This window comes from Candidatus Binatota bacterium (genome assembly GCA_012960245.1).
In the GTDB taxonomy this organism is placed as follows: Bacteria; Desulfobacterota; Binatia; order UBA1149; family UBA1149; genus UBA1149.
The window spans coordinates 31343-57092 of sequence record DUBO01000050.1; the positions used below are offsets into that span (position 1 = coordinate 31343).

Annotated in this window: 22 protein-coding genes and 1 tRNA gene; 11 read left to right on the forward strand and 12 right to left on the reverse strand. The window is 63.1% G+C overall.

Going from position 1 to position 25750, the window contains the following annotated elements; genetic code table 11:
* The first annotated feature begins 6 nt into the window (after nucleotides 1–6).
* Nucleotides 7–1509 (forward strand): hypothetical protein, encoded by a 1503-nt coding sequence (locus tag EYQ35_08875; protein HIF64249.1) that lies wholly within the window; start codon nucleotides 7–9, stop codon nucleotides 1507–1509.
* 7 nt (nucleotides 1510–1516) lie between these two features.
* On the opposite strand, the gene gloB is transcribed toward EYQ35_08875, so the two are convergent.
* The 6 genes from gloB to EYQ35_08905 all read right to left on the reverse strand — a co-directional run bounded on the left by gloB (nucleotide 1517) and on the right by EYQ35_08905 (nucleotide 7186).
* Nucleotides 1517–2317 (reverse strand): hydroxyacylglutathione hydrolase, encoded by an 801-nt coding sequence (gloB, locus tag EYQ35_08880; GenBank protein ID HIF64250.1) that lies wholly within the window; start codon nucleotides 2315–2317, stop codon nucleotides 1517–1519.
* A gap of 21 nt (nucleotides 2318–2338) precedes the next feature.
* Nucleotides 2339–2875, reverse strand: coding sequence for a hypothetical protein (locus EYQ35_08885; protein HIF64251.1), 537 nt, complete (start codon nucleotides 2873–2875; stop codon nucleotides 2339–2341).
* Nucleotides 2872–3855, reverse strand: a complete 984-nt coding sequence (locus tag EYQ35_08890) for a hypothetical protein (GenBank protein HIF64252.1) — start codon at nucleotides 3853–3855, stop codon at nucleotides 2872–2874. Before EYQ35_08890 ends, EYQ35_08885 begins: the two co-directional genes overlap by 4 nt.
* Before the next feature lie 218 nt (nucleotides 3856–4073).
* Nucleotides 4074–5573 carry a M20/M25/M40 family metallo-hydrolase gene (locus EYQ35_08895; GenBank protein ID HIF64253.1) on the reverse strand — a complete coding sequence of 500 codons (1500 nt, stop codon included), beginning with the start codon at nucleotides 5571–5573 and terminating at the stop codon, nucleotides 4074–4076.
* A gap of 81 nt (nucleotides 5574–5654) precedes the next feature.
* Nucleotides 5655–6527 (reverse strand): AEC family transporter, encoded by an 873-nt coding sequence (locus tag EYQ35_08900; protein ID HIF64254.1) that lies wholly within the window; start codon nucleotides 6525–6527, stop codon nucleotides 5655–5657.
* The gene (locus EYQ35_08905; protein HIF64255.1) at nucleotides 6527–7186 is read right to left on the reverse strand and encodes an RlmE family RNA methyltransferase; all 660 of its coding nucleotides are present in this window, start codon (nucleotides 7184–7186) and stop codon (nucleotides 6527–6529) included. The genes EYQ35_08900 and EYQ35_08905 overlap by 1 nt, the downstream gene beginning before the upstream one ends.
* Nucleotides 7187–7279: 93 nt before the next feature.
* On the opposite strand from EYQ35_08905, the gene EYQ35_08910 reads away from it, so the two are divergent.
* Nucleotides 7280–9541, forward strand: a complete 2262-nt coding sequence (locus EYQ35_08910) for an ATP-dependent DNA helicase PcrA (protein HIF64256.1) — start codon at nucleotides 7280–7282, stop codon at nucleotides 9539–9541.
* A gap of 35 nt (nucleotides 9542–9576) precedes the next feature.
* On the opposite strand, the gene EYQ35_08915 is transcribed toward EYQ35_08910, so the two are convergent.
* Nucleotides 9577–9900, reverse strand: a complete 324-nt coding sequence (locus EYQ35_08915; GenBank protein ID HIF64257.1) for a hypothetical protein — start codon at nucleotides 9898–9900, stop codon at nucleotides 9577–9579.
* 42 nt (nucleotides 9901–9942) lie between these two features.
* Nucleotides 9943–10656, reverse strand: coding sequence for a laccase domain-containing protein (locus tag EYQ35_08920; protein ID HIF64258.1), 714 nt, complete (start codon nucleotides 10654–10656; stop codon nucleotides 9943–9945).
* A gap of 56 nt (nucleotides 10657–10712) precedes the next feature.
* Between EYQ35_08920 and uvrA the strand changes: the two genes are divergently transcribed.
* A complete protein-coding gene (gene uvrA, locus EYQ35_08925; protein ID HIF64259.1) occupies nucleotides 10713–13535 on the forward strand; it encodes an excinuclease ABC subunit A in 2823 nt (940 codons plus the stop codon).
* A 33-nt stretch (nucleotides 13536–13568) separates the two neighbouring features.
* On the opposite strand, the gene EYQ35_08930 is transcribed toward uvrA, so the two are convergent.
* A complete protein-coding gene (locus EYQ35_08930; protein ID HIF64260.1) occupies nucleotides 13569–14027 on the reverse strand; it encodes a dCMP deaminase in 459 nt (152 codons plus the stop codon).
* Between the two features lie 111 nt (nucleotides 14028–14138).
* Between EYQ35_08930 and EYQ35_08935 the strand changes: the two genes are divergently transcribed.
* The 8 genes from EYQ35_08935 to EYQ35_08970 all read left to right on the forward strand — a co-directional run bounded on the left by EYQ35_08935 (nucleotide 14139) and on the right by EYQ35_08970 (nucleotide 20579).
* Nucleotides 14139–14213 (forward strand) — tRNA-Gly (locus tag EYQ35_08935).
* Nucleotides 14214–14248: 35 nt separating this feature from the next.
* Nucleotides 14249–14746, forward strand: a complete 498-nt coding sequence (locus EYQ35_08940) for a cytochrome c maturation protein CcmE (protein ID HIF64261.1) — start codon at nucleotides 14249–14251, stop codon at nucleotides 14744–14746.
* Nucleotides 14743–16725 (forward strand): heme lyase CcmF/NrfE family subunit, encoded by a 1983-nt coding sequence (locus EYQ35_08945; protein HIF64262.1) that lies wholly within the window; start codon nucleotides 14743–14745, stop codon nucleotides 16723–16725. The genes EYQ35_08940 and EYQ35_08945 overlap by 4 nt, the downstream gene beginning before the upstream one ends.
* Before the next feature lie 17 nt (nucleotides 16726–16742).
* Nucleotides 16743–17267 carry a hypothetical protein gene (locus tag EYQ35_08950; GenBank protein HIF64263.1) on the forward strand — a complete coding sequence of 175 codons (525 nt, stop codon included), beginning with the start codon at nucleotides 16743–16745 and terminating at the stop codon, nucleotides 17265–17267.
* On the forward strand, nucleotides 17264–17644 hold the full coding sequence (locus EYQ35_08955; protein ID HIF64264.1) for a hypothetical protein: 381 nt from the start codon (nucleotides 17264–17266) through the stop codon (nucleotides 17642–17644). Before EYQ35_08950 ends, EYQ35_08955 begins: the two co-directional genes overlap by 4 nt.
* A gap of 9 nt (nucleotides 17645–17653) precedes the next feature.
* A complete protein-coding gene (locus EYQ35_08960) occupies nucleotides 17654–19030 on the forward strand; it encodes a glutamate--cysteine ligase (GenBank protein ID HIF64265.1) in 1377 nt (458 codons plus the stop codon).
* A 496-nt stretch (nucleotides 19031–19526) separates the two neighbouring features.
* Nucleotides 19527–19940, forward strand: coding sequence for a hypothetical protein (locus EYQ35_08965; GenBank protein HIF64266.1), 414 nt, complete (start codon nucleotides 19527–19529; stop codon nucleotides 19938–19940).
* 144 nt (nucleotides 19941–20084) lie between these two features.
* Entirely contained in the window at nucleotides 20085–20579 is a 495-nt protein-coding gene (locus EYQ35_08970) for a hypothetical protein (GenBank protein HIF64267.1), read from the forward strand.
* Here the strand turns inward: EYQ35_08970 and EYQ35_08975 are convergent.
* The 3 genes from EYQ35_08975 to EYQ35_08985 are packed head-to-tail and all read right to left on the reverse strand — an operon-like array spanning nucleotide 20557 to nucleotide 25688.
* Complete coding sequence (locus tag EYQ35_08975) at nucleotides 20557–21723, reverse strand: hypothetical protein (protein ID HIF64268.1); 1167 nt, start codon at nucleotides 21721–21723, stop codon at nucleotides 20557–20559. The two genes, EYQ35_08970 and EYQ35_08975, sit on opposite strands and share 23 nt — an antisense overlap.
* A complete protein-coding gene (locus tag EYQ35_08980; GenBank protein ID HIF64269.1) occupies nucleotides 21714–23564 on the reverse strand; it encodes a universal stress protein in 1851 nt (616 codons plus the stop codon). Before EYQ35_08980 ends, EYQ35_08975 begins: the two co-directional genes overlap by 10 nt.
* Before the next feature lie 30 nt (nucleotides 23565–23594).
* Nucleotides 23595–25688 (reverse strand): thioredoxin domain-containing protein, encoded by a 2094-nt coding sequence (locus EYQ35_08985; protein HIF64270.1) that lies wholly within the window; start codon nucleotides 25686–25688, stop codon nucleotides 23595–23597.
* Nucleotides 25689–25750 lie beyond the last annotated feature (62 nt).

Genomic DNA, 25750 nt, shown 5'->3' on the forward strand with positions numbered 1-25750 from the left:
GGGCCAATGGCCCGCGCCGATAGAGCCGCACTGGACAAGCCACCACAGGATACTCGCTCCCCCGGGCCCGGCGACGCGGCTTCGACCGCACTCGTATTCCTGTTGTCGCTGCTCTTCCTGTTCAGCTTTGACCCCCTCTCGCGTCCACTGGGCCTGGATCCCGCGACCTGGGATTACATGTCGGTAGAGGTCTCGCGCGGACTTGTACCCTACAGGGATATTTTTCTTCACAAGACGCCGTTGGCCGCACTGCTCGGGTCCACCGGAGCGCTGGCGGCAAGCGCCGTGGGCGCCCGGCCGGTGGCCGGGGTACACCTGCTGTACCTGCTGTTCGCGGCGGCAGCCCCTACTCTCCTTTTTGCTCTCATGGGCGGACGGCGGGCGCTGCTGGTGGCACTGTCGTCGGCCCTTTTCATGCTGTCGGCTGACCAGTGGGTAGTCGCCGCTGTGGAAGGGGCAAGGCCCAAGGTGCTAACCGTTGCCCTGGGCCTGGCCGCACTGCTCGCGAACCGCCGCGGTCGCCCGCTCGTTGCGGGTATAGCCGCCGGCGCTGCTACGTTGTGCTGGCAACCGGGCCTCTGTTTCTTTCTGGGTGCGGCCTTCGAACTCCGGCGGGCGCCGTCGTCTCTCCTGCGCTTGCTGGCTGGCACGGTTGCGCCGGTGGCCCTGTTGCTGGCCTGGTTGTGGCATCACGCTGCGCTGGCTGACTTCTTTGCACAGGCGGTGACGTTCAACTTTGACTACATAGCCTTTCACGCCAGTGCTCCCTCCCACAGCGTCGCCAGGGTGCTGCGCCAGCTGCTCGCTTGGAACGGGCCGGAGATGTTTTTGCTCGTGCCTGCTTTGCTGGCTCTGTTCGTTACTCGCCGCGACCTCTCCGTGTCGGGACTGGCAGTGGCCACCGCCGCCTACCTGGGCATGACGCTGGTGAGCTTCCAGGCCTGGCCGGATACGCTACTGCTTATTCCCGGGATGGCCGCGCTGCTCGGCGCGGGCCTGCCGCGCTTGTGCTCCCGCCCCGCGATTGCCCACTTACGGTTTGCAGTGCCCCTGCTCGCCCTCGCGCTGGCCCTGACCCCCAGCCGCGATCGCCTGTCGCCCCCGCTTGACCTGGCCACGCAGCAGGCCAAATTCCAGCAACTGGCCGCCCATTTGCCCCCGGACGCACGCGTTATCGCCGTGGGTGTACCCGAGCTACTGCTCCACCTCGATCGCCGCAACGGCTGGAAGTGGCCTTACATGTGGTTCGGGGTCGACGCTTTCGCCGCAGAACAGTCGGGAGGAATGGACGCCCTGCTGGCCGATCTCGACAAGGACCCTCCGCGACTGATGGTAATAGGGCGACGCTGGCACGGGCCGTTACGCCGTGACTTTGACGCCTGGGCCGAGAGCCGATACAGCCAGCAAAGCGTGAGCATTTTTCCGCACACCAAGCGCCCCCTGCAGGTGTACCGGCCACTGGACCCTTCACCGCCCGCGGCAAACCCGGCGGCGCCCAAGCGCCCGTAGCAATGGCCTAGAAGTTATCCTTGAGCCTGCGCGTGGCAGCAAAGACGGCGACATCGTCAACCGCCGATTCTCCAGACAACGCAGTGATCGACGCGCGCAGCTCTTCGCTGTCTGACCTGAGGAAGGGGTTGGTGAGTTTCTCCTCCGCTATCGTGCTCGGGACAGTAGGCAGGTCTTGAGCCCGCAGCGAGTCGACGTCGCGGGCTTTCTGCACAAGATGCTCATTGCCGGGCTCGAGGGTCAGCGCGAACGCCAGGTTCGACTGGGTGTACTCGTGGCCAAAGTAGACCCTGGTCTCGTCGGGAAGGCTCGCGAGTCTTTCAAGCGATTCTTTCATCTGCGCGGCGTCGCCCTCGAACAGCCTGCCGCAGCCGGCTGCAAACAAGGTATCGCCGGTAAACACTGCCGCCTCATCGGCGAACCAGTACGCTATGTGGCCACGGGTGTGGGCAGGAATGAAAATGGCCTCACCACTTAATCCTAACGAGCCACCCGGTCGGCATAGCTCGAACTCCTGGCCGTCGTCGAGGGGGTCGGTGATTCCGGGAATACGCTCGGCGTCGCCAGAGTAACCGAACACCCGCATAGAGCCGTCGGGCTGCATTGCCAGCAGGTCCATGTTTCCGCCCACGTGGTCGGGATGATGATGGGTCGACATTACGGCGACCAGGGTCACGCCCTCGCGCTCGGCCGCCTCGGCAACTGGTCCCGCGTCGGAAACATCAACAACGCCGGCCTCACCGCTCTGCTCGTCTATGACCAGGTAGGCATAATTATCGAAAAGCTGGGGGACGGGTACTACGCGCACAGCAACAGTCGCTCTTCGCTCTTATTCTTCGGAGCTATCGTCGTCGAGGTCGTCCGGCTCCGGCGTATAGGGAATATCCATGTCCAACGTGTTGATGACGGCGCCTTCTTCATCGAAATGATCGGCATGACTGTGCATGACCTGCAGCTCGTCGTCGTAGGTCAACACCTGCTTGTTCAAGCGACCCCCCTGGGGGCTGAACCGTTCTCGCTCCTTAAACCACATGAGCCCGCCTTCATCGAAGAAACCCGAAGAGCGTGCGACCATCTTGCCGTCTATCCAGGTGCGATACTCGAAGCTGTCGTCATCGCGCCGCTCCAGGCCCAGCATCAAACCACGGTTCACCGGCTCAAGTACCGGACCGTTAAAGCGGGCCACCCTGAGCCGTCCGTAGCGGTCGGGCAGAAAGGTGGGGCCACCCACGTAGTAAGTCATGCCCTCACGCTTCTCGATGGCGGGCTGGGCTTCCGTTTCGATCGGATCGTCACTGGAACACGCGGGCTGCATCAGCGCTACAAAAAGGGTAGCGACGAGCGCCCCGGTTACTGGAATCTTCACAGTGTCCTCTCTCCTACCATGATGCTGGCTGGTTCAGTCCGCCGCAGCGGCCTCGGCGTGGCGGCCTGCTTGCCGATGGCGCTGGCCAATCGGCCGTCCACCACGGCAACGTGCCTCGACAGCGCGTCCAGGCGGCCGGTCTTGATGCGCGCCTCGCGAGACACCTCGGCGGTTCTTGCCTCCAGCCGGCTGAGCCGCTCACGCACAAGGTCCAGGCTCTCGGCGACACGATGCGCCCCGTTGCTTTGTATCTTGCGAAAATCGCCCAGGCGCGAATCGAGTTCATCCACGCGACTGGCCACCTGCCCGTCTTTGGCCTCCGTCTCGCCGGCTACCCGGCTGACCGTAGAGAGCCTCTCCATTCGAGCGTCAAGTTGTTCGAGTCTCGCACGCTGAGCACTGGTGTCGCGCAGAAGACGGGTGACGTGGTCATCGCGCGACTGCACGAGTTCACGAAAACCGTCGCTGTCTTTCTGCCTGCGATCCTGCACGGCGCAGCTTCTTCCCTGCACCCTTGCCAGGCCGTCAACCGCCGACTCAAATCTCGCTGCGCGCGCCCTGAGCTGCCCGAGAATACCGGCGGTGGCAAGCTCGCGCTCCCTGAGCTCGCTTACCTGCCCGCCCAGGTCGCCGAGCTCCCGGCTCAGCTCCTCCAGCGAATCACGGTCGGCCAGTCCCAGCAGGGCCACCAGGCCCGCGCGGCCCAGATCACCAGCCGAAGCCTTCGATCTCCCCTCGGCGCTGCCCGACAGCAGGCCCCTCAGGCTGGCCACGGCCGCCGTGGATACCCCGGCGCCCAGGAGCCCGAGGCCCGGTAGATTGAGCCCAGGGATATTGAGGCCGGGGATATTCAGCCCCCGCTTGCCTGTAGTCGCCTTGCCCATGAGCATTGCGGCTTCCCGCTCAAAGCTTCGCAGTGCGTCCAGGAAACTCGTTACTGATTTCATAAAACTCGTAGAACTGGTGCCGTAATCGGCCATTCGCCTGCCGCCTCCTCATCTCTCCACTCACAACCACTACCAGTCCCTCGACCAGCCGGCACCCGCCAAAAGCGCGAGTCCATCGGTCAAGGATACTATCGAATGCCCCCGGGGGGCAAACACCACGGCACAATATTTTCAGGCAACGCCCCAAACGTGCCCGCTACTGCACAGCCCCCGGTCCCCCGCGGGCTTGCGGATCAGCCCGGGGACCGTCGTCAGCCGCCGAGTTCGAGCAACAGGTCTACCATGCGCCCAACAGCATCCTGCAACGACGATACCGAAACGCGCTCGTCGGGGCCGTGCAAGGTTGAACGTTCCTCGGGCGAAGTTTCCAATGGCACCATGCCGTAGGCGTGGATACCCTTCTCCCGAAAATAGTGACTGTCGGTAAAACCACCCAGCAAGGCCGGCAGCACTATCGCTCGCTCGTCCATTGCGGCGGCCACCCGTTCGACCGCCTCGGTCAACTCGTTGTTCATCGGCGACTGGGTCGACGCGAAACTAAGGATGGGTTCTATCCGGACGTTTGGCCCACCGACCAACTGGCGAAGCTCTGACAGAAACGAAACGCAGTCGTGGCCGGGCAGCAGGCGGCTGTCTACCTGGGCGGTCGCGGTCGCCGGGATGATATTGGTTTTGGCCGAACCCTCGAGCATCGTGGGCGCCACGGTGTCGGTCACCAGCGCGGCCGCGGCCGGATCGGCCATGAACCAGTCCCTGAATTCGGCTGACTCCAGGGAGCGTTCCAGCTGGCGATACTGCCGGGCGTGCTCTTCGTCCAAGGCCGCGTAGGCCGCGTAATAACCGGCCACCACCGGGACGACCTCGATCTTTTTCTCACGCGCAGTAAGCTTGGCCAGCGCGTCTACCAGCCTCGTAACCGCCGTCTCGGCGGCTGGTCGCGAACCGTGGCCGGGCTCGCCGGTGGCTATCACGCGAAACCAGCACGGGTTCTTTTCGGCCACGCCGAGCTTGAACACCAGCGGTTTGCCCGGGTCGCGGTGAACGAACCCACCCTCGTTGAGCACGAACTCGGCATCGCCGAGCAGGTCGTAATGGTTATCAAGCATCCAAGCGGCACCCAGGCGACCGCCCGTTTCCTCGTCCGCCGTAGCCAGAAAAATAATATCCCGCGACAGGGTTGTCCCCGACTCCTTCAGGGCCAGCATAGCGAGCAACTGGATGGTGGTAATGCCCTTGCAGTCGAGCACGCCGCGCCCGTAAAGCGACCCGTCCTTGACGACGGCCTCGAAGGGCGGAACGCTCCACTGCTCAGGATCAGCCGGAACCACGTCGATGTGGCTCAACAGGATTACCGGCCGCCGGCTGCCGTCGCCTCGCAAGCGCGCGTAGACGTTTCCCCTGCCGGGACGCGACTCGAACACGCGCGCGTTTATGCCCGACTCTTCAAGTACCGACGCGAGAAAGTGTGCGCCACGCGACTCGTTGCCCGGTGGATTTACGGTGTCGATGCGTACGTAGCGCGACAGCAGTTCGACCGCGCGGCTGCTGGCCCGGTCCGTTGCCGCCTGGCGGAGGGCCTGGACACCCACCTTGGAACCAACCGTGGCCGCGACTTCTTCGATACCGGTGCGAGCGGCCGGGGACCCCTGGGCCATCGCCGGGGCTGACAACAGCGCAGCTGCCAACACAGCAGCTGACAACACCAGCAGGCTGTTGAACAAGGACGGGGCAAAGCTGTTAATCCTACTCATAGCCACCGTGCATGATACGGGCTGTTGCCTGCTTGCGCCAGAGGGCGTGCCTGTCCCCGCGAATAAAGGGCGGTGCTGCTTTCAGAGCCCGAAGGCCAGCACCAGGGGGATGGCGACCAGTGACACCAAGGTGCTCACAAAAACGGTAGCCGCTACCTCGCTAGCGCCGTCGCCATACTTCTGGGCAAAAACAAAGTTTATTACAGCTGACGGCATTACCGACAGCAGCATGACCACGCTGCGGGTCACCCCGTCCACGCCGGTGACCCAGACAAAGAGCAACGCTACGAGGTAGCCACCGCCCATACGCGAAACAGTGGCCAGCAGTGGCCCTTTCAGCGAGGGTAAGGGCTGCTGCTGCAAACGCGCGCCGAGAGCCAGCAGCATAAGCGGAATCGCGAGATCGCCCAGCAGTGCGACCGACCTCTGCACCGGCTCGGGCAGCTCGATGCCGGTCCAGCCCACCGCCAGTCCAGCAACAGCCGCGTAAATATACGGGAGGCGAAAAACTTCGCCCGGGCGCTTGCCGCCGGCGACGTAGACACCGAGCGAACTCATCAGAACCGACATCGTCGCGAACACTATCACCCCGCGCACCAGCCCTTCGTCGCCGAACGCGAACAGGCACAGGGGCAGCAGCATGTTGCCGGCGTTCATGAACATGGCCGGCAGAAGGTAGGGGCCCGGCCGGCTGCCCGAGGCGGCGAACAACAGCCTGGCCACCAACGCCGTGCCGCCGACCAGGAACAGGCAGGCGGCAACCAGCATGCCCGTCTCGGCCGCGTGAACTGTACCGCGCGATAGAGATGAGAACACCAGGCAGGGCGCGCCAACGTACATGACCACCTCGGTGAGCGTGTCTATCGACAGCCTGCGCCAGTGAGCCAGCCCCCACCCCACGCCGGCAAGCATAAAGACCGGCGCTACCGTCCTCAGTACTTCGGCACTCTCCACTACTGCACCTTTGTATCCCCGCCTTTATCAGCGGCCGTCCCGGCGCCAGGTAGCGCGGCCTCGGGGTGCTTTCGATACCCGCGCGCCACCAGGTAAATCTCGCGCGAACCCTTCCTCGTAGTGGGCGGCTTGAAGCGCGCCACCTTGTCAAAATCCGCGCGTAGACCGGCCGTTATTTCCTGCGGTATATCGGCGAACAATTTTACGACCAGTACACCGCCCTCGGATAGAGTCCTGCCGGCAACGGCTATCGCGAGCTCGACCAGGCGCTCGTGCCGCGCTCGATCGGCGGCGCGCACGCCGCTCAGCGAAGGAGACATGTCGCTCAACACCAGGTCGGCGGTTCCGCCCAGCTCTTCGAGCAACTCCCGAAAAACTGCTTCATCGGTAAGATCGCCAACCAGGGTGACGACGTTAGCGAGATCGAGTTTGTCCACGGCCAGCAGGTCAACTCCCACAACCCGCCCACGCTCACCCACGGCCGCGGCAGCTACCTGCAACCACCCCCCGGGCCAGCAGCCGAGATCAAGCACCCTGCCACCGCGACGAAAAACACGGAACTTGCCGTCAATCTCGCGTAGCTTGAGAGCCGCCCGGGATCGCAGCCCCTCATCTTTTGCCCTTCGCCAGGCCGCGTCGTGGTGTTGGTACTTAGCCATAAACGATAAAGCGCGGGTAGCACTTGAGGACAGCCGGGGCCTCGGGCACAGTGCCCCGGGAAGAATGCCCTATGGGCGGCTCCCCGGCCAACGATGCCACTTGATCTTGACAGCCTTAACCCGGCCCAGCGCGAAGCCGCCGAGCACAACGACGGCCCCCTGCTCATCCTGGCCGGCGCGGGTAGCGGAAAAACCCGCGTCCTCGTGCACCGCATAGCGCGCCTGCTTGAAGAGGGCCGGGCCCGGCCCTGGGAGATCCTGGCCGTTACTTTCACCAACAAGGCCGCCCGCGAACTGGTAGAGCGCTGCCGCTCAATGGTGGGCGACGCTGCCGACGAGTTGTGGGTAGGTACGTTTCACGGCATGGGCGCGCGCCTGCTGCGCCGGCACTGCGAAGAGCTGGGCTGCTCCCGGTCGTTTACGATCATGGACGGAGACGACCAGCTCAAAATCGCGCGCGACGTGATAACCGCCGCCGGGCTGGACCCCGCCGTACTGAGGCCCGAAACCCTGCGCAACTTCATAGAAAACGCCAAGCACGAGGCCCGCAGCCCGGCCGACGAAGAAGCCCGCGGCGCCTCCGACGACCTGGTGCCTCTTTACGCAGCCTACGAAAGACGCCTGCGCACACTCGACGCCATGGACTTCGGCGATCTGATAACACGGGTGCTGGAATTGTTCCGCGGGGCGCCGGGGCTGCTCAAGCGCTACCAGCAGCGTTTTCGTTACGTACTGGTAGACGAGTACCAGGACACCAACCACTCCCAGTACCTGCTGGTGTCGCGACTCGCGGCCGGCCACGGCAACCTCTGCGTGGTGGGCGACGACGACCAGAGTATCTACGCGTGGCGGGGCGCCAGCCTGCGCAACATACTGGAGTTCGAGCGCGACTTTGCCGGCGCCAACGTAGTGAGGCTCGAACAGAACTACCGCTCCAGCGGCAACATAGTGGCAGCGGCGCACGGAGTGATAGCCAACAACGGCGACCGCAAGGACAAGGAACTGTGGACCGATGCCACCGCTGGCCGGAAAGTGCACGTAGTGACCACCACCGACGAGCGCGACGAGGCACGCTACATAGTGGCCCAGGCGGCAGAGGGCGACCCCGGTGACGTAGCCGTGTTCTACCGCACCAACGCCCAGTCACGGGCGATCGAAGAAGAACTCGTACGCTCCCGCATGCGCTACGTGATCGTCGGCGGCACGCGCTTCTACGAGCGACGCGAGATCAAGGACCTTGTCGCCTACCTGCGCTTCATAGCCAACCCGCGCGACGAGATCAGCCTCGCGCGGGTGATAAACGTGCCCACGAGGGGCATAGGCCGTACGACCTGGGAACGGCTGATAGTGGAGGCGCGTAATCGCGACGGCACGGCCTGGGATTTGCTCGAAGGTGACGATCCGTTGTCCTTTGCTTCGCCTGCACCACGGCGTCGGCTCAACGACTTCCGGGTACTCGCCCGGCGTTGGCTGGCCATGGACAGGGCTGCGGTAACGCCGCTGCTCGAAGCCATACTCGAAGACACCTCCTACGAGGACCACCTGCACGACCACGACGGGGACGACGCCGACAGCCGCATTGAAAACGTGCACGAACTGCTGACCGTCAGCCAGGAGTTCGACGAGGAATACGACGAACGCGAATTCGCCGATGCCGATGATAACGCTGACGACGTAGACCCCACCCGCTTCGACCCCGTACTCGGAGCGCTCGCAACTTTTCTCGAGCGCCTGGCTCTCAACGCCGACGTCGACAGCTACGAGGAGCAGGGTGGCCACGTGACACTGATGACCCTGCACAACTCCAAGGGACTCGAGTTTGACCGCGTGTTCATAGCCGGTGCCGAAGAGGGCGTCTTTCCGCACGCACGCTCCATGGCCGAGGACGGGCGCGGCCTGGAAGAAGAGCGCAGGCTTTGTTACGTGGGCGTCACCCGCGCCCGCCGCCAGCTGTCGTTGCTTCACGCCAGCAGGCGCAGCCTGTACGGCACACTGCAGGAAAACCTGCCATCAAGATTTCTCGACGAGCTGCCCGCATCCGTGGTGGAAAGAATCGTCACCCCGCAACGCAGTACTCGCGGTGGCATATCGGCAAATAAGGGCGCCCGGGCTTATGGTAGCCAGGGCTACGGTGGGGTGCGCAAGCAGAACGACCAGTCCGGCACCACGCCGACCGGGCGCTCCTATGCCCAGCAGACCTGGGCCGAAGGTGCCAGGGTCGTGCACCCCATGTTCGGTGCCGGTCGCGTGTCGAGTTGCTCGGGAAGCGGCGACTCAGAAAAAGTCGAGGTGCGCTTCGACCAGGTTGGCCTCAAGCGCCTGGTGGTAAAATTCGCCAAGCTCGAGGCGGTCTGACACGGACAGAATCGCCACGGACAGAATCGCCACGATCAGTGCGAGGGCATCGCCCTGGGCCCAACCGCCTTTGAGCCGTCGCGGTCCGGCTCTTCACGTTCACCGGTCATCCATGACCCCACGAACTGTATGGGCTTGAACACGAGCAGCTCGATCAACTTACCCACTGGGTAAACGAGGTAGTACACAACCTTGAGTGGTTGTGAATCCGCGTCCTCGTAAGCGCCGGCTTCAGACGAGCTGGAGCCGGCCATCGCGTGCATGGGACTCAGCGCCGGTAACAGCGGCGCTGACAGCAGCAGCGCCGCCAGCAGGGCGACAACAACTGGCCTTACTGCAACTGGTCGTAATCGTTTCACGGCCCCCTCAGTGTACACCAACCCGGCCTGCTGCGCAGCCGACTAGCCCTCGGCCCAACCTATCCAGCTCAACTGCCGGCCCTGTTCGGCGCGATCGGCCCTCACCGAGTAGTAGTCCTCGGCGTGACAGCAGGTGCAGGGGCCCGTTGATTCTACACGCGACGCGCTCACGCCCATGGCCACGAGACGGGCGGTGTTAATAGCCCTGAGATCGAGGGCCGGCCGACCGGCAGCAGTGGTGGTAGTGCCCATTCCCGCAGAGCTGAAACGCTCGACCAGATCAGCAGACACCTCGTAGCAGCACGGTCCCACCGACGGGCCCAGCAACACCCGCAGGGCCGAGGCCTGGTAGCCGCTTTTCAGCGCGTGTTCCACCGCGGCGTCAACGACGCCGGCCAGGCTGCCCCTCCAACCAGCGTGCACGGCCGCCGCCCATGGCCTGTTGTCGACACCAGCTGTGGCTTCGTCGCCAGCTTCTCCAGGAACGTCGGCCAGCATGAGCAGGGGCACGCAGTCGGCGGTCCGCACAGCCACTATCGACTCGCCCCTGCTCACCAGCCCGTCGGCCTCAATTCTATGGCCACCCGGAGCCCGCGCTGTTCCTGCCGCCGCCACGGGCAGCTCGACCACGCGCCGACCGTGCACCTGCCTGGCCGTCAGTAAGCCGGTGGGTGGTCTTGCTTCGCGGCCGCCAAATCCCCAGCTGAAGCCCAGCCCGTGGCTGGCAGCGCCCAATCCCTTGTCAGTGGTCAGCATTCTGATAGTGTCCGTGTTTTGCCAACTCTAAGAAAGCCCCCTTATGCAGACACGGATTGTCGCAGCCATGGCGACTCGCCCCTGTACCACTGCCCCTGCAGCCCGTCGGGCCTGGAGACGGCGACGTGAAAAAAACCATCCGGGTAGCCGGCGCACGCACCAACAACCTGCGCGAAGTCAGCTGCCAATTCCCCATGCGCAAGCTCTCGGTCGTAACGGGCGTATCAGGGTCGGGTAAGTCATCACTGGTTTTCGACACCCTCTACGCCGAGGGGCAAAGACGCTACGTACAATCGCTATCCACTTACGCGCGGCTGTTCCTCGAGCAGATGGAACGCCCCGACGTTGACTCCATAAGCGACATTCCCCCCGCCATCGCCCTCGAGCAGAAAAACTCCATCCGCAACGCGCGCTCGACGGTGGGCACCATAACCGAGGTCCTCGATTACCTGCGCCTGCTCATGACCCACGCGGGTACAGCGAGTTGCGTGGACTGCAACGAAGAGCTCGGCGCCGACGGCCCGGCCGAAGCCGCGGCGCGGGTACTCGAGTGGGAAGAAGGCCTGCGCCTGCTGTTCCACGCGAGGGTGCCGTTGCACGGCCTGGAACCCGAAGAGGCGGCGGCAGCCTTTGCCGGGCAGGGATTCAACCGCTTGCTCATAGACGGAAAGGCGGTGGACCTTTCGGAAGCCGGCAGCGACTACTTCAAGCGCGACGAAATCGACGTTGTACTCGACCGCCTGGTTCTCAGGGCCGACAGCGCAGAGCGCGTGCAGGAAGCCCTGGAGCACTGCTATGAACTGGGCGACGGCGTGGCCAGCGTGTCGGTGCAGGGCGAGCCCGAAGCGCGGGCGGTCTATCGTAACGCCTTCTGCTGCCGCTCATGCGGCCGCGAGTACACGCGGCCCTCGCCGCACCTTTTCAGCTTCAACAGCCCGCTGGGAGCCTGCACCACCTGCGAGGGATTCGGTCGCGTGGTCGACCTGAGCTTTGACAAGGTCATCCCCAACCAATCGCTTTCGCTGCGGGGTGGAGCGGTGGCCCCGTGGAGCACACCAGCTTTTGCCGAGGTGCAGGAAGACTTCGTCAAGGCTGCCGAGCGCCTGGGTTACTCTACCGAACTGCCCTGGGCACGGCTGCCCGAAGAAGTGAGAAACTGGGTCATCGAGGGCGACCGCGACAGCCCGGGGGTGAAGGGTTTTTTCAAGTGGCTCGAAGGACGTCGCTATAAAACCCACGTACGGATACTGCTCGCGCGCTACCGCAGCTACCACGAGTGCGATGACTGCGGCGGCCAACGACTCAAGCCCGAGGCCCTGGCCGTCAAGATAGGACGGCGTAACGTGGCCGACTTCTGTGCCCTCAGCATTGCCGACCTCGCCCGTATCATGGCACGGCTCAAACTCACGCCCGAGGCCACCGAGCGCACCCGCCCGGTCATGCGCGAAATTCGTAACCGCCTCGCTTACCTCGCCGACGTGGGGCTCGGCTACCTTACGCTCGCGCGGCAGGCCCGCACCCTGTCGGGAGGAGAAGCCCAGCGCATCCACCTGGCGGCCGCACTGGGAAGCGCGCTCACCGACACCCTCTACGCACTCGACGAGCCCACCGTAGGCCTGCACCCGCGCGACAGCCGCATGCTACTCAAGGTACTCAAGCGACTCACCAAGCTAGGCAACACCGTTGTGCTCGTAGAGCATGACCCCACGCTCATCAACGGCTCCGATCACGTGGTCGAGATCGGCCCCGGCGGTGGCCACCTCGGCGGCAAGCTGGTCTACGAGGGTAAGCCGGCCGGGCTCGCGGGCACCGACACCGCGACCGGGCGCGTGCTGCTCATACGCACCATCGCCCGCCAGAAACGCAGCCTTACAGACTGCGGTTCACTGCTGATACGCGGCGCGAGGGAAAACAACCTCGACATAGACAAGCTCAGCATACCGCTGGGACAACTGGTGTGCGTGACCGGGGTCTCGGGCTCAGGCAAATCGACACTGGTTGAGCAGGTGCTGTACGAAGGCTACCTGCGGCAGACCGGCAACGGCGGCCAGGAAGCCGGCGAATGCGACGGAATTGACGGCTTCGACCAGATCGACGAGCTGTTGATGATGAGCCAGTCACCCATAGGCCGTTCGCTGAGGTCAAACCCGGCTACCTACCTGAAGTTCTACGACGATATTCGCAAGTTGTTCGCGGCCACTCCGGCTGCCCGGCGCGCACGCGTCAGCGCCGGGGCGTTCTCGTTCAACACCTCGGGTGGACGCTGCGAACACTGCCAGGGCACCGGCTCGGTCACCATCGAAATGCACTTCATGGCCGACATAACCGTTCCCTGCGACGACTGCGGCGGGCATCGTTTTAAAAAACGTGTGCTCGAGGTGCGTTACCAGGACCGCAACATCAACGAAGTGCTCGGCATGACCGTGGACGAAGCGCTCGAGTTTTTTGCCAATCGCCCGGCCATGGCTCGCAAGCTAGGTGGGCTGGCGGCTGTCGGACTGGGCTACCTCGCTCTCGGGCAGGCCACGTCGACGCTTTCGGGTGGAGAAGCGCAGCGCCTGAAACTATCTTCGTTCCTGGCCGAGGAGAGCAAGGCCGGTCGCACGCTGTTCATATTTGACGAGCCTACAACGGGACTTCACCTGCAGGACGTACATGTTCTCATCGAAGTACTCGACGGGCTTGTCGAGCGAGGCCACTCGGTACTGGTGGTGGAACACCACACCGACTTCATTTCCCACGCTGACCACGTCATAGACCTCGGCCCCGAGGGCGGCGATGGTGGCGGCCGCGTGATCGTACAGGGCACGGTGATGGATATAGCCGGCTGCGAACAATCTCACACCGGCGTCGAGTTAAAGAAGCACCTCGAGCTCTAAGCCCGACGGCAGCCACGTAGCCAGCGGTCACGGTCAGGCGGCGAACTCGACCTGCTGCAGCTGCATGCCCGAACGGTCGAGCAGCTCTTCTATGGTATCGAGCTTGTAAGCCTTGGCGTAGACCACGCGCTTGACGCCCGTGTTGACCAGGACCTTGAGGCAGTGAATGCAGGGCGTATGGGTAACGTACACGTCGGCACCGGCTATACCCGAGCCGTTACGCGCGGCCTGGGCTATGGCATTAATCTCGGCGTGTATGGTGCGAAAGCAGTTTTCCTCGATGTTGCCATCGGGGGTACGCGACTCGTAGACCAGGCAACCCACGTCGAGGCAGTGGGGCATGCCGGCGGGCGAGCCGTTGTAGCCCGTGGCCAGTATGCTGCGCTCACGCACTATTACCGCCCCCACCTGCGCCCGTGTGCAGGTGGAGCGCTTGGCCACCTCGGCGGTTATTGCCATGAAATACTCGTCCCAGCTTGGTCGTTCGTGCATCGCGCGCTTCTCCGGTGACTTTTCTACCACACCCGCGCGCGGTCGCCACCGCGCGTCCCCCCGCGCCCCGAATTGACCCGGTATCGCGCCCGACTAGAATCCACGACTCGAGCGGGTGTAATTCAGTGGTAGAATGCCAGCTTCCCAAGCTGGACGTCGCCGGTTCGAGTCCGGTCACCCGCTCCAATTGTTTTTTCAGCGAGGACCCGGGCTGACCCCGATTGAAACTTGCCGCTTGGTTGGTCGGCCCGCAGGCGTTAAATTGGTTTGGCCTGTCTCTCCGGGGAGCGACAGGCCAGCGGAGTATTATTTTGAGCACCCGAACCAGGTTCACCATAGGCATCGGCATCATAATAGCCACGGTGGGCTTTCTCATATTCACGGCGGTTGACCAGACGCGCATGTACATGGTCACGGTGAGTGAGTACCTGGATGCCAACCAAGCCTTTGCCGATTCCACCGTGCGCGTGGCCGGCCGCGTGGCTCCCGGCTCGATCGAGTGGGACCAGCAGAAGCTGCGCCTCAACTTCAGGCTCGACGACATGGAACAGGACCAGTCCATCGAGGTGACCTACGAAGGCATCCTGCCCGACATGTTTGCCGAGGACCGAGACGTCGTGGTCGAGGGTCCCTTCGCCGGCGCGGAGGCTTTCGAGGCCGACACCATAATCACCAGCTGTCCTTCCAAGTACGAGCCCGAGCAGACAGGACACGAATGATAGAATTGGGAACCCTGGCGCTGTGGTTAGCGCTGGTGGCATCGGTATACGCCGTGGCAGCCTCCGTGTACGGCGCCCTGCGGGGTCGTGCCGACTTCGTGGCCAGCGGCGAACGCGGGGCCTGGACTGCCGCGGCTTCGGTCGTTGTAGCCACCGGCGTAATGCTGCACGCCCTGATCACCAGCGATTTCAGCATCCGCTACGTCGCCGGCTACTCGAGCACCACCTTGCCCCTGCGCTACCGTATCTCGGCCTTGTGGGGCGGCATGGAAGGCTCGCTGCTCTTCTGGGCCTTGGTACTGGTCATGTTGAGTTCGCTGGTCCTGTGGCAGAACCGCAACCGCAACAGAGCGCTCATGCCCTGGGTCACCGCCACGCTGATGACCATCACTGCCTTCTTCGCCCTCATGCTGGTGTTCCTGACGCCACCCTTCGCGACCCTGCCCTTCGTGCCCGCCGAGGGCACCGACCTCAATCCCCTGCTGCAGAACTACTGGATGTCGATCCACCCGCCCGCCCTGTACCTGGGATACGTAAGCTGGGCGGTGCCCTTCGCCTTCGCAATCGCGGCACTGGCCAGCGGACGCCTCGACGACCTGTGGATACGCACCACGAGGCGCTGGGTTCTGGCTGCGTGGTTCTTCCTGTCGATGGGCAACCTGCTGGGCGCGCGCTGGGCCTACGAAGTGTTGGGCTGGGGCGGCTACTGGGCCTGGGACCCGGTGGAGAACGCCGCGTTCATGCCGTGGTTGACAGGCACGGCCTACCTGCACTCGGTGATGATACAAGAGCGCAAGGACATGCTGAAAGTCTGGAACATGGTGCTCATCATCATGACGTTCCTGCTCACGATCTTCGGCACCTTCCTCACCCGCAGTGGCGTCATCTCCTCCGTGCACTCGTTTACTGAATCGGGACTCGGGCCATGGTTCATGGGTTTTCTCGTACTGTGCCTGGCCGTGTCGGTTTCCCTGCTGCTGTACCGGCTCGACCGCCTTCGTCCGCGTCACGAACTCGACTCGCTGATTTCGCGGGAGTCGAGCTTCCTGTTCAACAACCTGGTGCTGGTGGGCATCGCCTTTGCGACGCTCTGGGGCACCATATTCCCAGTTCTGTCGGAGTGGGTGCGCGGGGTTAAGATCACCGTGGGGCCCCCGTTCTTCAACGCGGTGAACGCGCCGCTGGCGATCACGCTGCTCTTTCTCATGGGAGTTGGCCCGGTCATCGCCTGGCGCCGAGCAAGCCTGGCCAACCTCAAGCGTAACTTTCTCGGACCCGGGCTGGCAGGCCTGGGGGCGGGCCTGGTGGCGCTGCTTGCCGGCCTGCACTCGCTGTCAGCGGTGCTGGTAGTGTCAATGGCGGTGTTCGTCCTCTCCACGATGACCGCCGAGTTTTACCACGGTACCGCGGCCCGTTCGAAGGTCACGGGCGCGGCCTGGCCCTCCGCGCTTCTCGACCTGGTATCTCGTAACCAGCGGCGCTACGGGGGCTACATAGTTCACCTCGGAGTAGTGTTCATGTTCCTGGGCGTGACCATGTCGTCGGTATACCGGGTTGAAGAAATCCACACCGTCGACCGCGGACAGGAGTTCCAGATCGGCGACTACACTCTCAAGTACATCAACATGGAGACAAGCAGCGACGACCATATGGATCGCCTGATTGCCACCCTGCAAGTGAGCCGCGGCGGCGAGGTCATCGATGAGCTCAAACCCGAAAAACGCTTCTACCGTAAGCCCGAGCAGCCCGCCACCGAAGTGGCCTTTCGCTCGACGCTGAAAGAAGACCTCTACGTCATCCTCGGCAATCTCGGCGACAACGAGACCGCGACATTCCAGGCTTACGTCAACCCATTGGTCGCCTGGCTGTGGATAGGCGGCATCGTGCTGGCGCTGGGCACCCTGGTTTGCGTACTGCCCTTGTCGACACGCCGCGAGCAGGAAGCCCCCGTCCCAACCGCAAGGGGCACAAACGCGTGACCGGAGTGGCACCACAGTTGCGCAGGACAGCCCGGGTACTGGGCGCCTTTATGCTGGCGGCGACGATGGCCAGCGGCCTGCTGGCGACAGCAACGCCGGTCTCGGCCCGGGACATGTCGCAGGAGCAGGTAGAAGAACACCTTACCTGCCAGTGTGGTTGCGGCCTCACGGTGCGAAACTGCAATCACCTGCAGTGCAGCTCCGCCCTGCCGATACGCGCCGACATAAAACAATCTCTCGCTGCGGGCGAAAGCGGTGAAGACATCCTCGTGCGCTACGCTGACACCTACGGCGAAAAAATCCTCTCCGCGCCCGGGTTCACTGGCTTCAACCTGCTGGCATGGACCATGCCGGCCTTCGCCATGCTGCTCGGGGGCCTGCTGATAGCTCGGGTCCTGAGAAAACCCGTTCGCCATTCATCAAACGACAGCGACCCGCCGAATGACGACGACGCCTCGGCCGACGATGGCCATGCACCGACCGGCGGAAATGACGAGGACAGGCGTCGGGTCGCGCGTGAGCTGGAGAACCTGCCCCGATGAGTACCCTTGTCGCCCTGCTGGCCATGGCTGCCGCGTCAACCTGGATAAGCTGGCCGCTGCTGCGCCCGGCCGCTGCCAGCCTGGAGGCCGAAACCGAGGCCTCAAAAGAACTCTGGGAGCGTGAAAAGTTCGTCGCCCTTACCGCCATCAGAGAAGCCGAGTTTGACCAGGCCACCGGTAAGTTAAGCGACGAAGACTACGAAGTCCTTCGATCCGACTACGAAGAACGCGCCATGAAAGCCATGGCCGAACTGGAAAGAACTCCGTCGGTCGATACCCCTGCCGCGGCTTCGCAGGCCCCCGGTTTCTGTGTTGATTGTGGCCAACGATACGGGCAACAAGATCGCTTCTGCGCGGCCTGCGGGCGCGAGCGCTGAGAACCCGACGTGCCCGACTCAAATCAGACCGACGCCCCGATCAAGGGGATAGACCAGCTCGTCGAATACTTTGAGGCCGGCTGTACACCGCGTGAGCAGTGGAAGGTGGGCGTAGAGTACGAGCAGCCCGTGGTCTACACGGCCAGCGGACAGGCAGTGACCTACGAGGGGCCCTCGGGCATAGGAGAACTGCTGTCCTTTTTTGCCCGCGAGTTCGGCTGGACACCGATAGAAGAAAACGGGCAGGTGATCGCCCTGCACGACAACAGGGCCTCGATCACCCTGGAGCCTGGAGGGCAGTTCGAGTTGTCGGGCGCCACCCTGTCCAGCCTGCACCAGGCCGAGAACGAACTCAGCCGCCACCTCGAGCAAGTGAGCAGGGCCGGCCGCGAGCTCGGCCTTTCGTTTCTCGGGCTGGGCATATCTCCCAAAACCCCGCTGCCTCAAATGCCCTGGATGCCCAAGGGGCGCTACCGGGTAATGCGCGAGTTCATGCAGCGCACCGGCACGCTCGGCCACCGCATGATGCAGCAGACGGCCACCGTGCAATCCAACTTTGATTACTCGAACGAAGCCGACGCGCTGGCCAAGTTTCGCGTCGCGATGGCGGTGGCTCCGTTGCTGGTCGCGGTGTCTGCAAACTCGCCGGTCGTAGACGGTCGGCCCAGCGGTTACCGGAGCTACCGGGCACACGTGTGGAGCGATACCGACTCTGACCGCTGCGGCTACCTGCCCTTTGTTTTCAACAGCAACTCCTTTTTCGCTTCTTACACCGACTACGCCCTCGACGTTCCCATGTACTTCGTGCTCCGGGGCGAGAACTGCGTGGATTCGGAAGGGCTGACCTTCCGGCAGTTCATGCAGAAGGGCGTGGCCGGAGAGCAGGCCACGATGGTCGACTGGACCTACCACCTGTCGACTGTATTTCCCGAAGTCAGGCTCAAAAACTGGATCGAGGCACGCTCGGCCGACAACCAGCCTCCCCAGCTGATGCTGGCGACCCCGGCCCTGCTCAAGGGCCTGCTCTACGATGATGACTGCTTGCTGGCCGCGTGGGACCTGCTGAGGGATTGGCCGCTGGAACGCCTGGCCGAGCTGCACGAGGATGCCGCCCGCCTGGCGCTGTCAGCGAGGGTCAAAAAGCACACTCTTGGTCGCTACGGCCTCGAGTTGCTGGAAATCGCCCGTGAAGGCCTCAAGCGACAGGCCGGGGCCAATCCCGATGCCATCGATGCGCAGGGCCGCGACGAGACACGCCATCTGGACAGCCTCGAAGACCTGCTCGTGGCTGGGCGCTGCCCGGCAGACGGGATCATCGAACTGTGGGAAGGGCCCTGGTCCGGGGACGTCGACAAGCTGGTAGCCCAGGCCAACTGCGCCGGGTAGTGGCCATTCCGCCATTTCTCCTAACCCCGTGCTGGAACGCGCTTTTCGCTCACCCCCCGTTCGGGTAGTGCAAAAAAATACCATTAGTGTGCAGAAACCTATTGACAGGTAGCGCATCAGGGTGGTTTATTAACGCCCATCGGGAGCGATTTTTTTCAGGGGTGACCAGCCACCGGTTCTTCTACCCCCCCCTGCCCGAAAGGCCGCGTGATACGGGCCGGCAGAGATACAGGGGAGTTTTACAACAATAAACGGCCAGCCGGGTACCGAAAGGATAAGGGCTGGAAAAAGCGGGCGCCACCCATGGCTCCAGGAAAACGATAGAACGAAGGTAAATAAGAGCTACTTATCATGAGGCTGAAACTATTTCATGATATGTTATCTTCCAATACCTACGTAACTGGGGTTTAATAACGCCATGCATCATAGATGCTGAACTCTTAACGCGACCAGCTCGAAGTCCTGCCCCGGACTTTAAAACAGGGCGGACAGTTTCATGAATTTATTTGAACCAGACACCTTGTTGCCGGCCCAGTTTTTTGCAGCTTTCACCCGTGAAGGCGGAATGGTACGCGAGCGCAGGCTGATGCTTGCCGTGCTGCAGGACGCCGTAGAGTGCTACCAGAAATACGCCCTGGCCCGCGACCCACGTGGCAAGCTGCTTTTTGACGATGCCGCAGACTGGATAGACGCCGATGAGCGCGAATGGTCGTTCTCCTACGTCAACATCTGTGAAGTGCTTGGGCTCAATCCCGAATACATCCGCCGCGGGCTTTCGCGCTGGAGGCAGAGCAGGGCGCCGATCAAGCGCAACACCGCTCGCATCGTATCGCTGTTGGACCGCGAAGCGCTGTTGACGCAATTCGACGAAGCCGAACCCGTTGCCGCTGAGTTGCAGGAAGCCTCCTGAGGCCCCCCCGAACGAGGCAACAGCTTTTTTTCGGCTGACGCAGAGCGTCTCAAAACCGCAATTTAAAAGGCTGTCCCCCTTTGCAGGGGGGCAGCTTTTTTATTGTCTATTGACGACTCCCCCGCACCATGCTGACCTTGTCATATGGTTTGGCTATTCAGAGCAGCGACAGCTACCACCCTGGCCGTACTCCTCTGCGCTGTAACGGCAACAGCCGAAACGGGCAGTCGCCCGGCCACCGCTCCAGGCGACCAACAGGCGCTGGAACCCGACACCGCCGATATTGCAGAAAAGGCCTGGAGTGCCCTTGAGTACGACTCTGCAGCCCAGCGCAACTGGGCCACCGACCAGAAAGCCGTGCGCATGCATTTCGCTCGGACCCCGGACGAAGCAACACGGATGTTTCGCGAACAGTACGGACCCGACTCCATACTGACCCGCAGCGTTTCGGCGGTCGCGGTCATCACTAACGCGGCTGAACGCAGTGCCCAGCTACCGCTCGACAGCATCAACTCGGTTACCGAAAAAGTAAGCGGGGTGGCCCAGGAGATGGCCGGAATAGGCAGACTCCCGACTATAAAGCTGAAATCAAAGGTGGACAGCCACCATTTCGGAGTCAGCCTGACGACGAAGTGGTAAGCGCCTGCGGGCGATTCCCGAGGCCGGCCGACTTGCCGTCTCCCTCGTCAACCGGGTCGCCGACCTGGTTGAATTGCGGCGACTCGCCGAGGTCTTCTTCGGGCCAATCAACATAACCAACGTCGGTAGGAATACCGTTCATGGCCTCGATCGCTGCCTCGAGTAGTTCGGGGTCAACGTGGGCCACGACCCCCATTTTTTTTATCAACTCGTTTGCCGTCGCCCAGGCTCCGGGCTGCAGCCCGTAAATGTCCTCGTGCACTTCGACCAGCACACGGCCACGGCGAAGCCCCACCTTGACCGGCTGGTAGGTAAAACGCCCCTTCGAGCCGACCTTGATGAGTGGAAACACCGCCTCGATGTCTTCGGGGTACAAGCGCACACAACCGTGACTGACCTGCATACCCACTCCCCAGGTCTTGTTGGTGCCGTGGATGGCGTAGGAGGGCAGGGTGAGCTCTATGCGGTGACGGCCCAGCGGGTTTTCAGGGTCCCCCCCGGCAATGGTGAAATCCCTGCGGCCGAGTTCTTTCAAACGCTCAGCGCGAATTGACGCCGGTATCACCCAGGTCGGGTTCGTGGTCTTACCGCGCACCCGGAAATCGGCCTCCGGCGTCTGCCAGCCCTGCCGCCCAAGACCAACCGGGTAAGTGATCACCGTTGACGAACGCGCACCCTTGCGCGGCGAGGGCAGGTAGTAGTACAGCCTCATCTCCGGGATGTTAACCACCAGTCCTTCGTAGCGACCACTGGGCAGGATCCACTCTGACGGCAGTAGCAGGTCCACCCCCCCGTCGGGCAGCCAGGGGTCGACTACCGGGTTGGCCCCGAGGATTTCGTTGTACCCGAGGTCGTACTGCCGGGCGAGTTCAAGCAGGGTATCGCCGCCCACCACGCGGTGAGTATGGCTGCTACCCACCACGGTCTGCGTGCCCTGCGAGCCCTTGTCGAGACCGGAAACGAAAAAGTGGCTGACGATCTCGCGGGGAGGCCAGCCCTTCTCTTCAAAACCGCGGGGCTCCACATCGACTCGCTCGTCGATCAAAGCAGCGGTCTCCGCCCTGGCAGAACGGCTGAGCAGCGGCGCGGCTGCCAGCAACAAGCCCGCCACCAGCAGTATTCTTCTCAGCGGGGTCAGTCGCATACCATCAACCTGCAGGAGGCCGGCAGAAGCTTAGGCAACTTCTTCAGTACTTGTCCGCGAAACACCCTGTAGGGCAACGAGCGCCCATTTATGCCGGTCACAAGGCAGTTCACCTCAAGCTCTCGCGCGGCCCGGGCCAGCCCCTCGGGCACGGTGTAAGTCGTGGTCCAGATGGGTATCACCTGCACCCCCGCCGCCGCGGCCTGCCTGGCCGCAGAGGTGAGCGATTGTATCCCTTCTTCACTCGGAAGAGGGTCTTCTTTGCCGTACAGCATTCCGGGCCACTCCTCGACGTAAATGCAGTATAGCGCGTTTTCACCCATACCCTTCACCCTCGCGAGCGCCTCCGCCACTACCCCGGTGCTTTCCCCGCGTACGGCCACAAGGGTCGAACTGTTGTACAGCGGCTTCAAATCCGCCGCCATCGCGAGATTGACTATCTCTGCCTGTATCTCAGGGGCGTGGGCCTCGCCCCGTTCCGACCTGCGATGGTCTTCGCGCGACACCGACGGAATGTGATGGATCGCTTCTTTAATCCAACCCTCCCTCAGTGCGATGCCGTAGATCATGCCGGCGGTGGCTATGCCCCCACCAAAGGCAGTGGCCAGTGGTTTTTCTACTATGTTCACCAGCCAGGCCACCACCACCATCGCGGTTGGCACCAGGCCCAGCATGAATACCCAACCACGCTTCCTGTCGCGCCAGCGCAGAAGGTCGAGCCCACCCGACTCGATGGTAAACGCGCCCAGCAGGCCGAAGGCGTACATATCGCCCAGCACGCCCATCTCACCCTGCGTCACCAGCACAATCACGACGGGCACGATGGTGGCCACCAGTATGGCTATGTGCGGAGTGTTGAAGCGCGGGTTACGCCGCATCATGCGCCGGGGAACGTAGTGCAACTCGGCCAGTTTCAAGAAAACGTGGTAGGCACCGATGATAGCCGTGTTGGCCGCGAACAGCAGCAGCGACGCAGCGGTGAACACCACCGCCGTCGACAAGAACTGCACGTTGGTCTGGGCCGCGAGGTCAGAGATGAAACGTTCGCTGCCCGGTATCGATACGTTGGCGCCCACTTTTGCCACCGACAGCAAGGTGAGCATGGGCGAGGTCAACAGTATGGTGATTATCACACCCACCATGGCGAACATGGCCGTGCGCTTGACCGGTTGCCGCAACACCGGCGACAGCTGGCTGATGCTCTCCAGTCCCGAAAAGGCTAACCACGCCGCTCCAAAACCGACCAACAGCTCCCGCATGCCCAACTCGCGAAAGCCGTTAAAAAGACTGAACAGTGTTTTCCAGCCCTCGAGATCGAGGCTGGTGAGCATGACCACCAGCACGACCATGTTGGTGAGGAAGGAGGCCACTGCCATCACCAGCGAGAGCCTCGCGCTCTCCCGCACGCCCACGATGTTGACCGCCGCCAGCAGCGCCAGCCCCAGGCAGGCAAAAGCCGGTACGTTGCTAGCCACGGTCGGGAAAACACTCGACAGGTAATAAAAACCCGAAGTGGACGAGATCGCGCCGGTCAGGAAGAAATCCACCGTGATGAACATCCCGCCCAGGGCGCCCATTCGTTCCCCGAAGGCCATCTCGCCGATCGCCACCACGCCGCCGCCGTTGGGCGTGCGCTCCACGATCTCTATGTACTTGATAGAGATGAGCACAAATCCCACCGAAGTGAGCAGAACGAAGAAAGGAGCGTTGGTGCCTACCAGTTCGAACAGTATGCCCGGCACGTAGTAGACCGATGTCCCGATATCACAGAACACCACGGCCCATGCCAGCAACCACGTAAGCTGCCGTGCGCCGTCCTGGGAAGAATTGGATGCAGCCAACTGACCAGCGGGGCAAAGACCGTCGGCTACTCAGGCCTGCTCGAGCTGCAACAGCAGCTCTTCGCGACCGGTCACCGGGGCCGAACACGACGTGCCCCGGCAAAGCCAGGCCGTCGGAACTCCCTCAGCACTATTTTTACCGCGAACAGGAGCTGGGAGCCAGCTTTCGCCTGTGCCATCTGACAGGCATAGCACCTCGAGACCCGGCAGTGGCTGCGCGAGGGCCTCGGCGGTCAACGATCCGACCTCGCCCTGCAACGGCGCGGAGGGCAACGGCTTCTCGCCACGGATGACCAGCAAGGACCTGCCGCTGAGAGTCGCCAGGGTCCCCCCGAGCAGGGCCGCGCCACCGTGGGGGTTGGCCAGGGCGGTACCCAGCAGTGCCTCACGGGAACGTTCAGCCGCCTCGGACCAGTGCTCCTCGGCCGTGAAAAGATACAGCCTGTCGAGCAATTCCAGGGCAATCGCGTTGCCCGACGGGACCGCCGAATCCCAGGCTTCGCGGGTACGCGCAAGCGGGGTGTCGGCTCCCGCCTGGGAAAAATAGAACCCCCCCTCGGCGTGGGCAAAACGGTCGAGCAGGCCCTGCCCCAACCCCTTAGCTTCGTCGAGGAAGCGCGGTTGTGAAGTAGCCGTAAACAGTTCCAGGCAAGCTCGGCCCATGAAGGCGTAGTCGTCGAGGAAAGCCCCCACCCGCGCCGAGCCGCCGGCGTGCAGGTGCAACAGGCCACCGTCGCCGTCGCGCATCTGCGACAACACGAAATCGACCGCAGCCTGCGCGTCAGCAACCAGGTCAGCACGACCGGCTGCCCGGCCGGTGGCCGCCATCGCCGCTGCGGCCAGCCCGTTCCAGTCGGCCATCACCTTGTCGTCTCTCGTCGGAGCAACCCTGCCCTGCCGCCGTCCCAGCATGGCGGGCAGCACCCTGCCCAGAAGTTCCCGATCGTCGGCCGACGGCTCACCCGCGAGGGCCTCCAACCTGAGAACGTTGCCAGGCTCCGGGGCACCACCCCCTTCCCAGTTTCCGGCTTCGCTCACGTCGAGTAGTTCGCAAGCCCGGGCAAAGTCGGCCGGCGCCACCGCGTCGGCCAATTGATCGCGGGTCCAGGTATAAAAAATGCCCTCCACGCCTTCGCTGTCGGCGTCCAGGGTCGCCGCAAAACCACCGCCCGGCAAGCGCATATCACGCCTTAGCCAGTCAAGGGTGGAAACCGCGACCTCGAGATACCGCCCTTGGCCCGTCAGTTTCCAGGCGCCGAGGTAGCTGGCCGCCAGCGAAGCCTGATCGTAAAGCATCTTTTCAAAATGGGGCACGTGCCACACCCGGTCTACCGAGTAGCGATGGAAGCCACCGCCCACGTGGTCGTGCAAGCCACCGTCGGCCATCGAGTCCCAGCTCAGCCGCAGTAATGCGCGGCGCTTATCGTCGGGCTCGTGCGCCTCGGCTGTCGCGAGCAGGTCAAGCGCGCTGCAGGACGGAAACTTAGGCTGGCTGCCAAAACCCCCGTGCTCACCGTCCACGCTTTCGAGCAGGCCATCGGCCACGCGCAGCAAGCCGTCGGCGTCAACGGCGCGAGCGGCACCCCTGTCGCTCACCAATTCACGCCGCAACCAATCCGCGGTCTTGCCGGCACTTTCGCTGACCTCGTCGCGTCGGTCGTTCCAGGCCCTGGCCACTCCCGCCAGCACCCGGCCAAAACCAGGCAGCTGGCCGCGGTCCTCAGGCGGAAAATACGTACCGGCGTAAAACGGCTCGAGACCAGGAGTCAGAAAAACCGTCATCGGCCAGCCGCCGTGACCGGTCATGGCCTGCACCGCGCGCATGTAGAGTTGGTCAAGGTCAGGACGTTCTTCACGGTCGACCTTGATGCACACGAACAGCTCGTTCATCTGCGCGGCCAGAGTCGGATTTTCGAAGGTCTCGCGTTCCATGACGTGACACCAGTGACAGGCCGAGTAACCAATGCTCAGCAGGATCGGACGTTGTTCGCGCAACGAGCGGGCCAGTGCCGCCTCGCCCCAGGGTTGCCAGGCCACGGGGTTCTCCGCGTGTTGCTGAAGGTAGAGGCTGGGCTCCCCCGAAAGGCGATTATGCGCGGTCTGCGCAAGCGAAGACGTGGTCATCGCCAAGCATAGTCATAGACTTAGAAAGTCCACAATCGCGGAGAACAGTCGAATTTCGCGAG

What these genes read in the sequence shown, in the direction of transcription:
- EYQ35_08875 (HIF64249.1), top strand. Translation starts at nt 7, where the DNA reads ATGGCCCGCGCCGATAGAGCCGCACTGGACAAGCCACCACAGGATACT.
- EYQ35_08890 (HIF64252.1), bottom strand. Translation starts at nt 3,855, where the DNA reads ATGGCCGATTACGGCACCAGTTCTACGAGTTTTATGAAATCAGTAACG.
- EYQ35_08895 (HIF64253.1), bottom strand. Translation starts at nt 5,573, where the DNA reads ATGAGTAGGATTAACAGCTTTGCCCCGTCCTTGTTCAACAGCCTGCTG.
- EYQ35_08905 (HIF64255.1), bottom strand. Translation starts at nt 7,186, where the DNA reads ATGGCTAAGTACCAACACCACGACGCGGCCTGGCGAAGGGCAAAAGAT.
- EYQ35_08910 (HIF64256.1), top strand. Translation starts at nt 7,280, where the DNA reads ATGCCACTTGATCTTGACAGCCTTAACCCGGCCCAGCGCGAAGCCGCC.
- EYQ35_08920 (HIF64258.1), bottom strand. Translation starts at nt 10,656, where the DNA reads ATGCTGACCACTGACAAGGGATTGGGCGCTGCCAGCCACGGGCTGGGC.
- EYQ35_08930 (HIF64260.1), bottom strand. Translation starts at nt 14,027, where the DNA reads ATGCACGAACGACCAAGCTGGGACGAGTATTTCATGGCAATAACCGCC.
- EYQ35_08945 (HIF64262.1), top strand. Translation starts at nt 14,743, where the DNA reads ATGATAGAATTGGGAACCCTGGCGCTGTGGTTAGCGCTGGTGGCATCG.
- EYQ35_08955 (HIF64264.1), top strand. Translation starts at nt 17,264, where the DNA reads ATGAGTACCCTTGTCGCCCTGCTGGCCATGGCTGCCGCGTCAACCTGG.
- EYQ35_08965 (HIF64266.1), top strand. Translation starts at nt 19,527, where the DNA reads ATGAATTTATTTGAACCAGACACCTTGTTGCCGGCCCAGTTTTTTGCA.
- EYQ35_08970 (HIF64267.1), top strand. Translation starts at nt 20,085, where the DNA reads ATGGTTTGGCTATTCAGAGCAGCGACAGCTACCACCCTGGCCGTACTC.
- EYQ35_08975 (HIF64268.1), bottom strand. Translation starts at nt 21,723, where the DNA reads ATGCGACTGACCCCGCTGAGAAGAATACTGCTGGTGGCGGGCTTGTTG.
- EYQ35_08985 (HIF64270.1), bottom strand. Translation starts at nt 25,688, where the DNA reads ATGACCACGTCTTCGCTTGCGCAGACCGCGCATAATCGCCTTTCGGGG.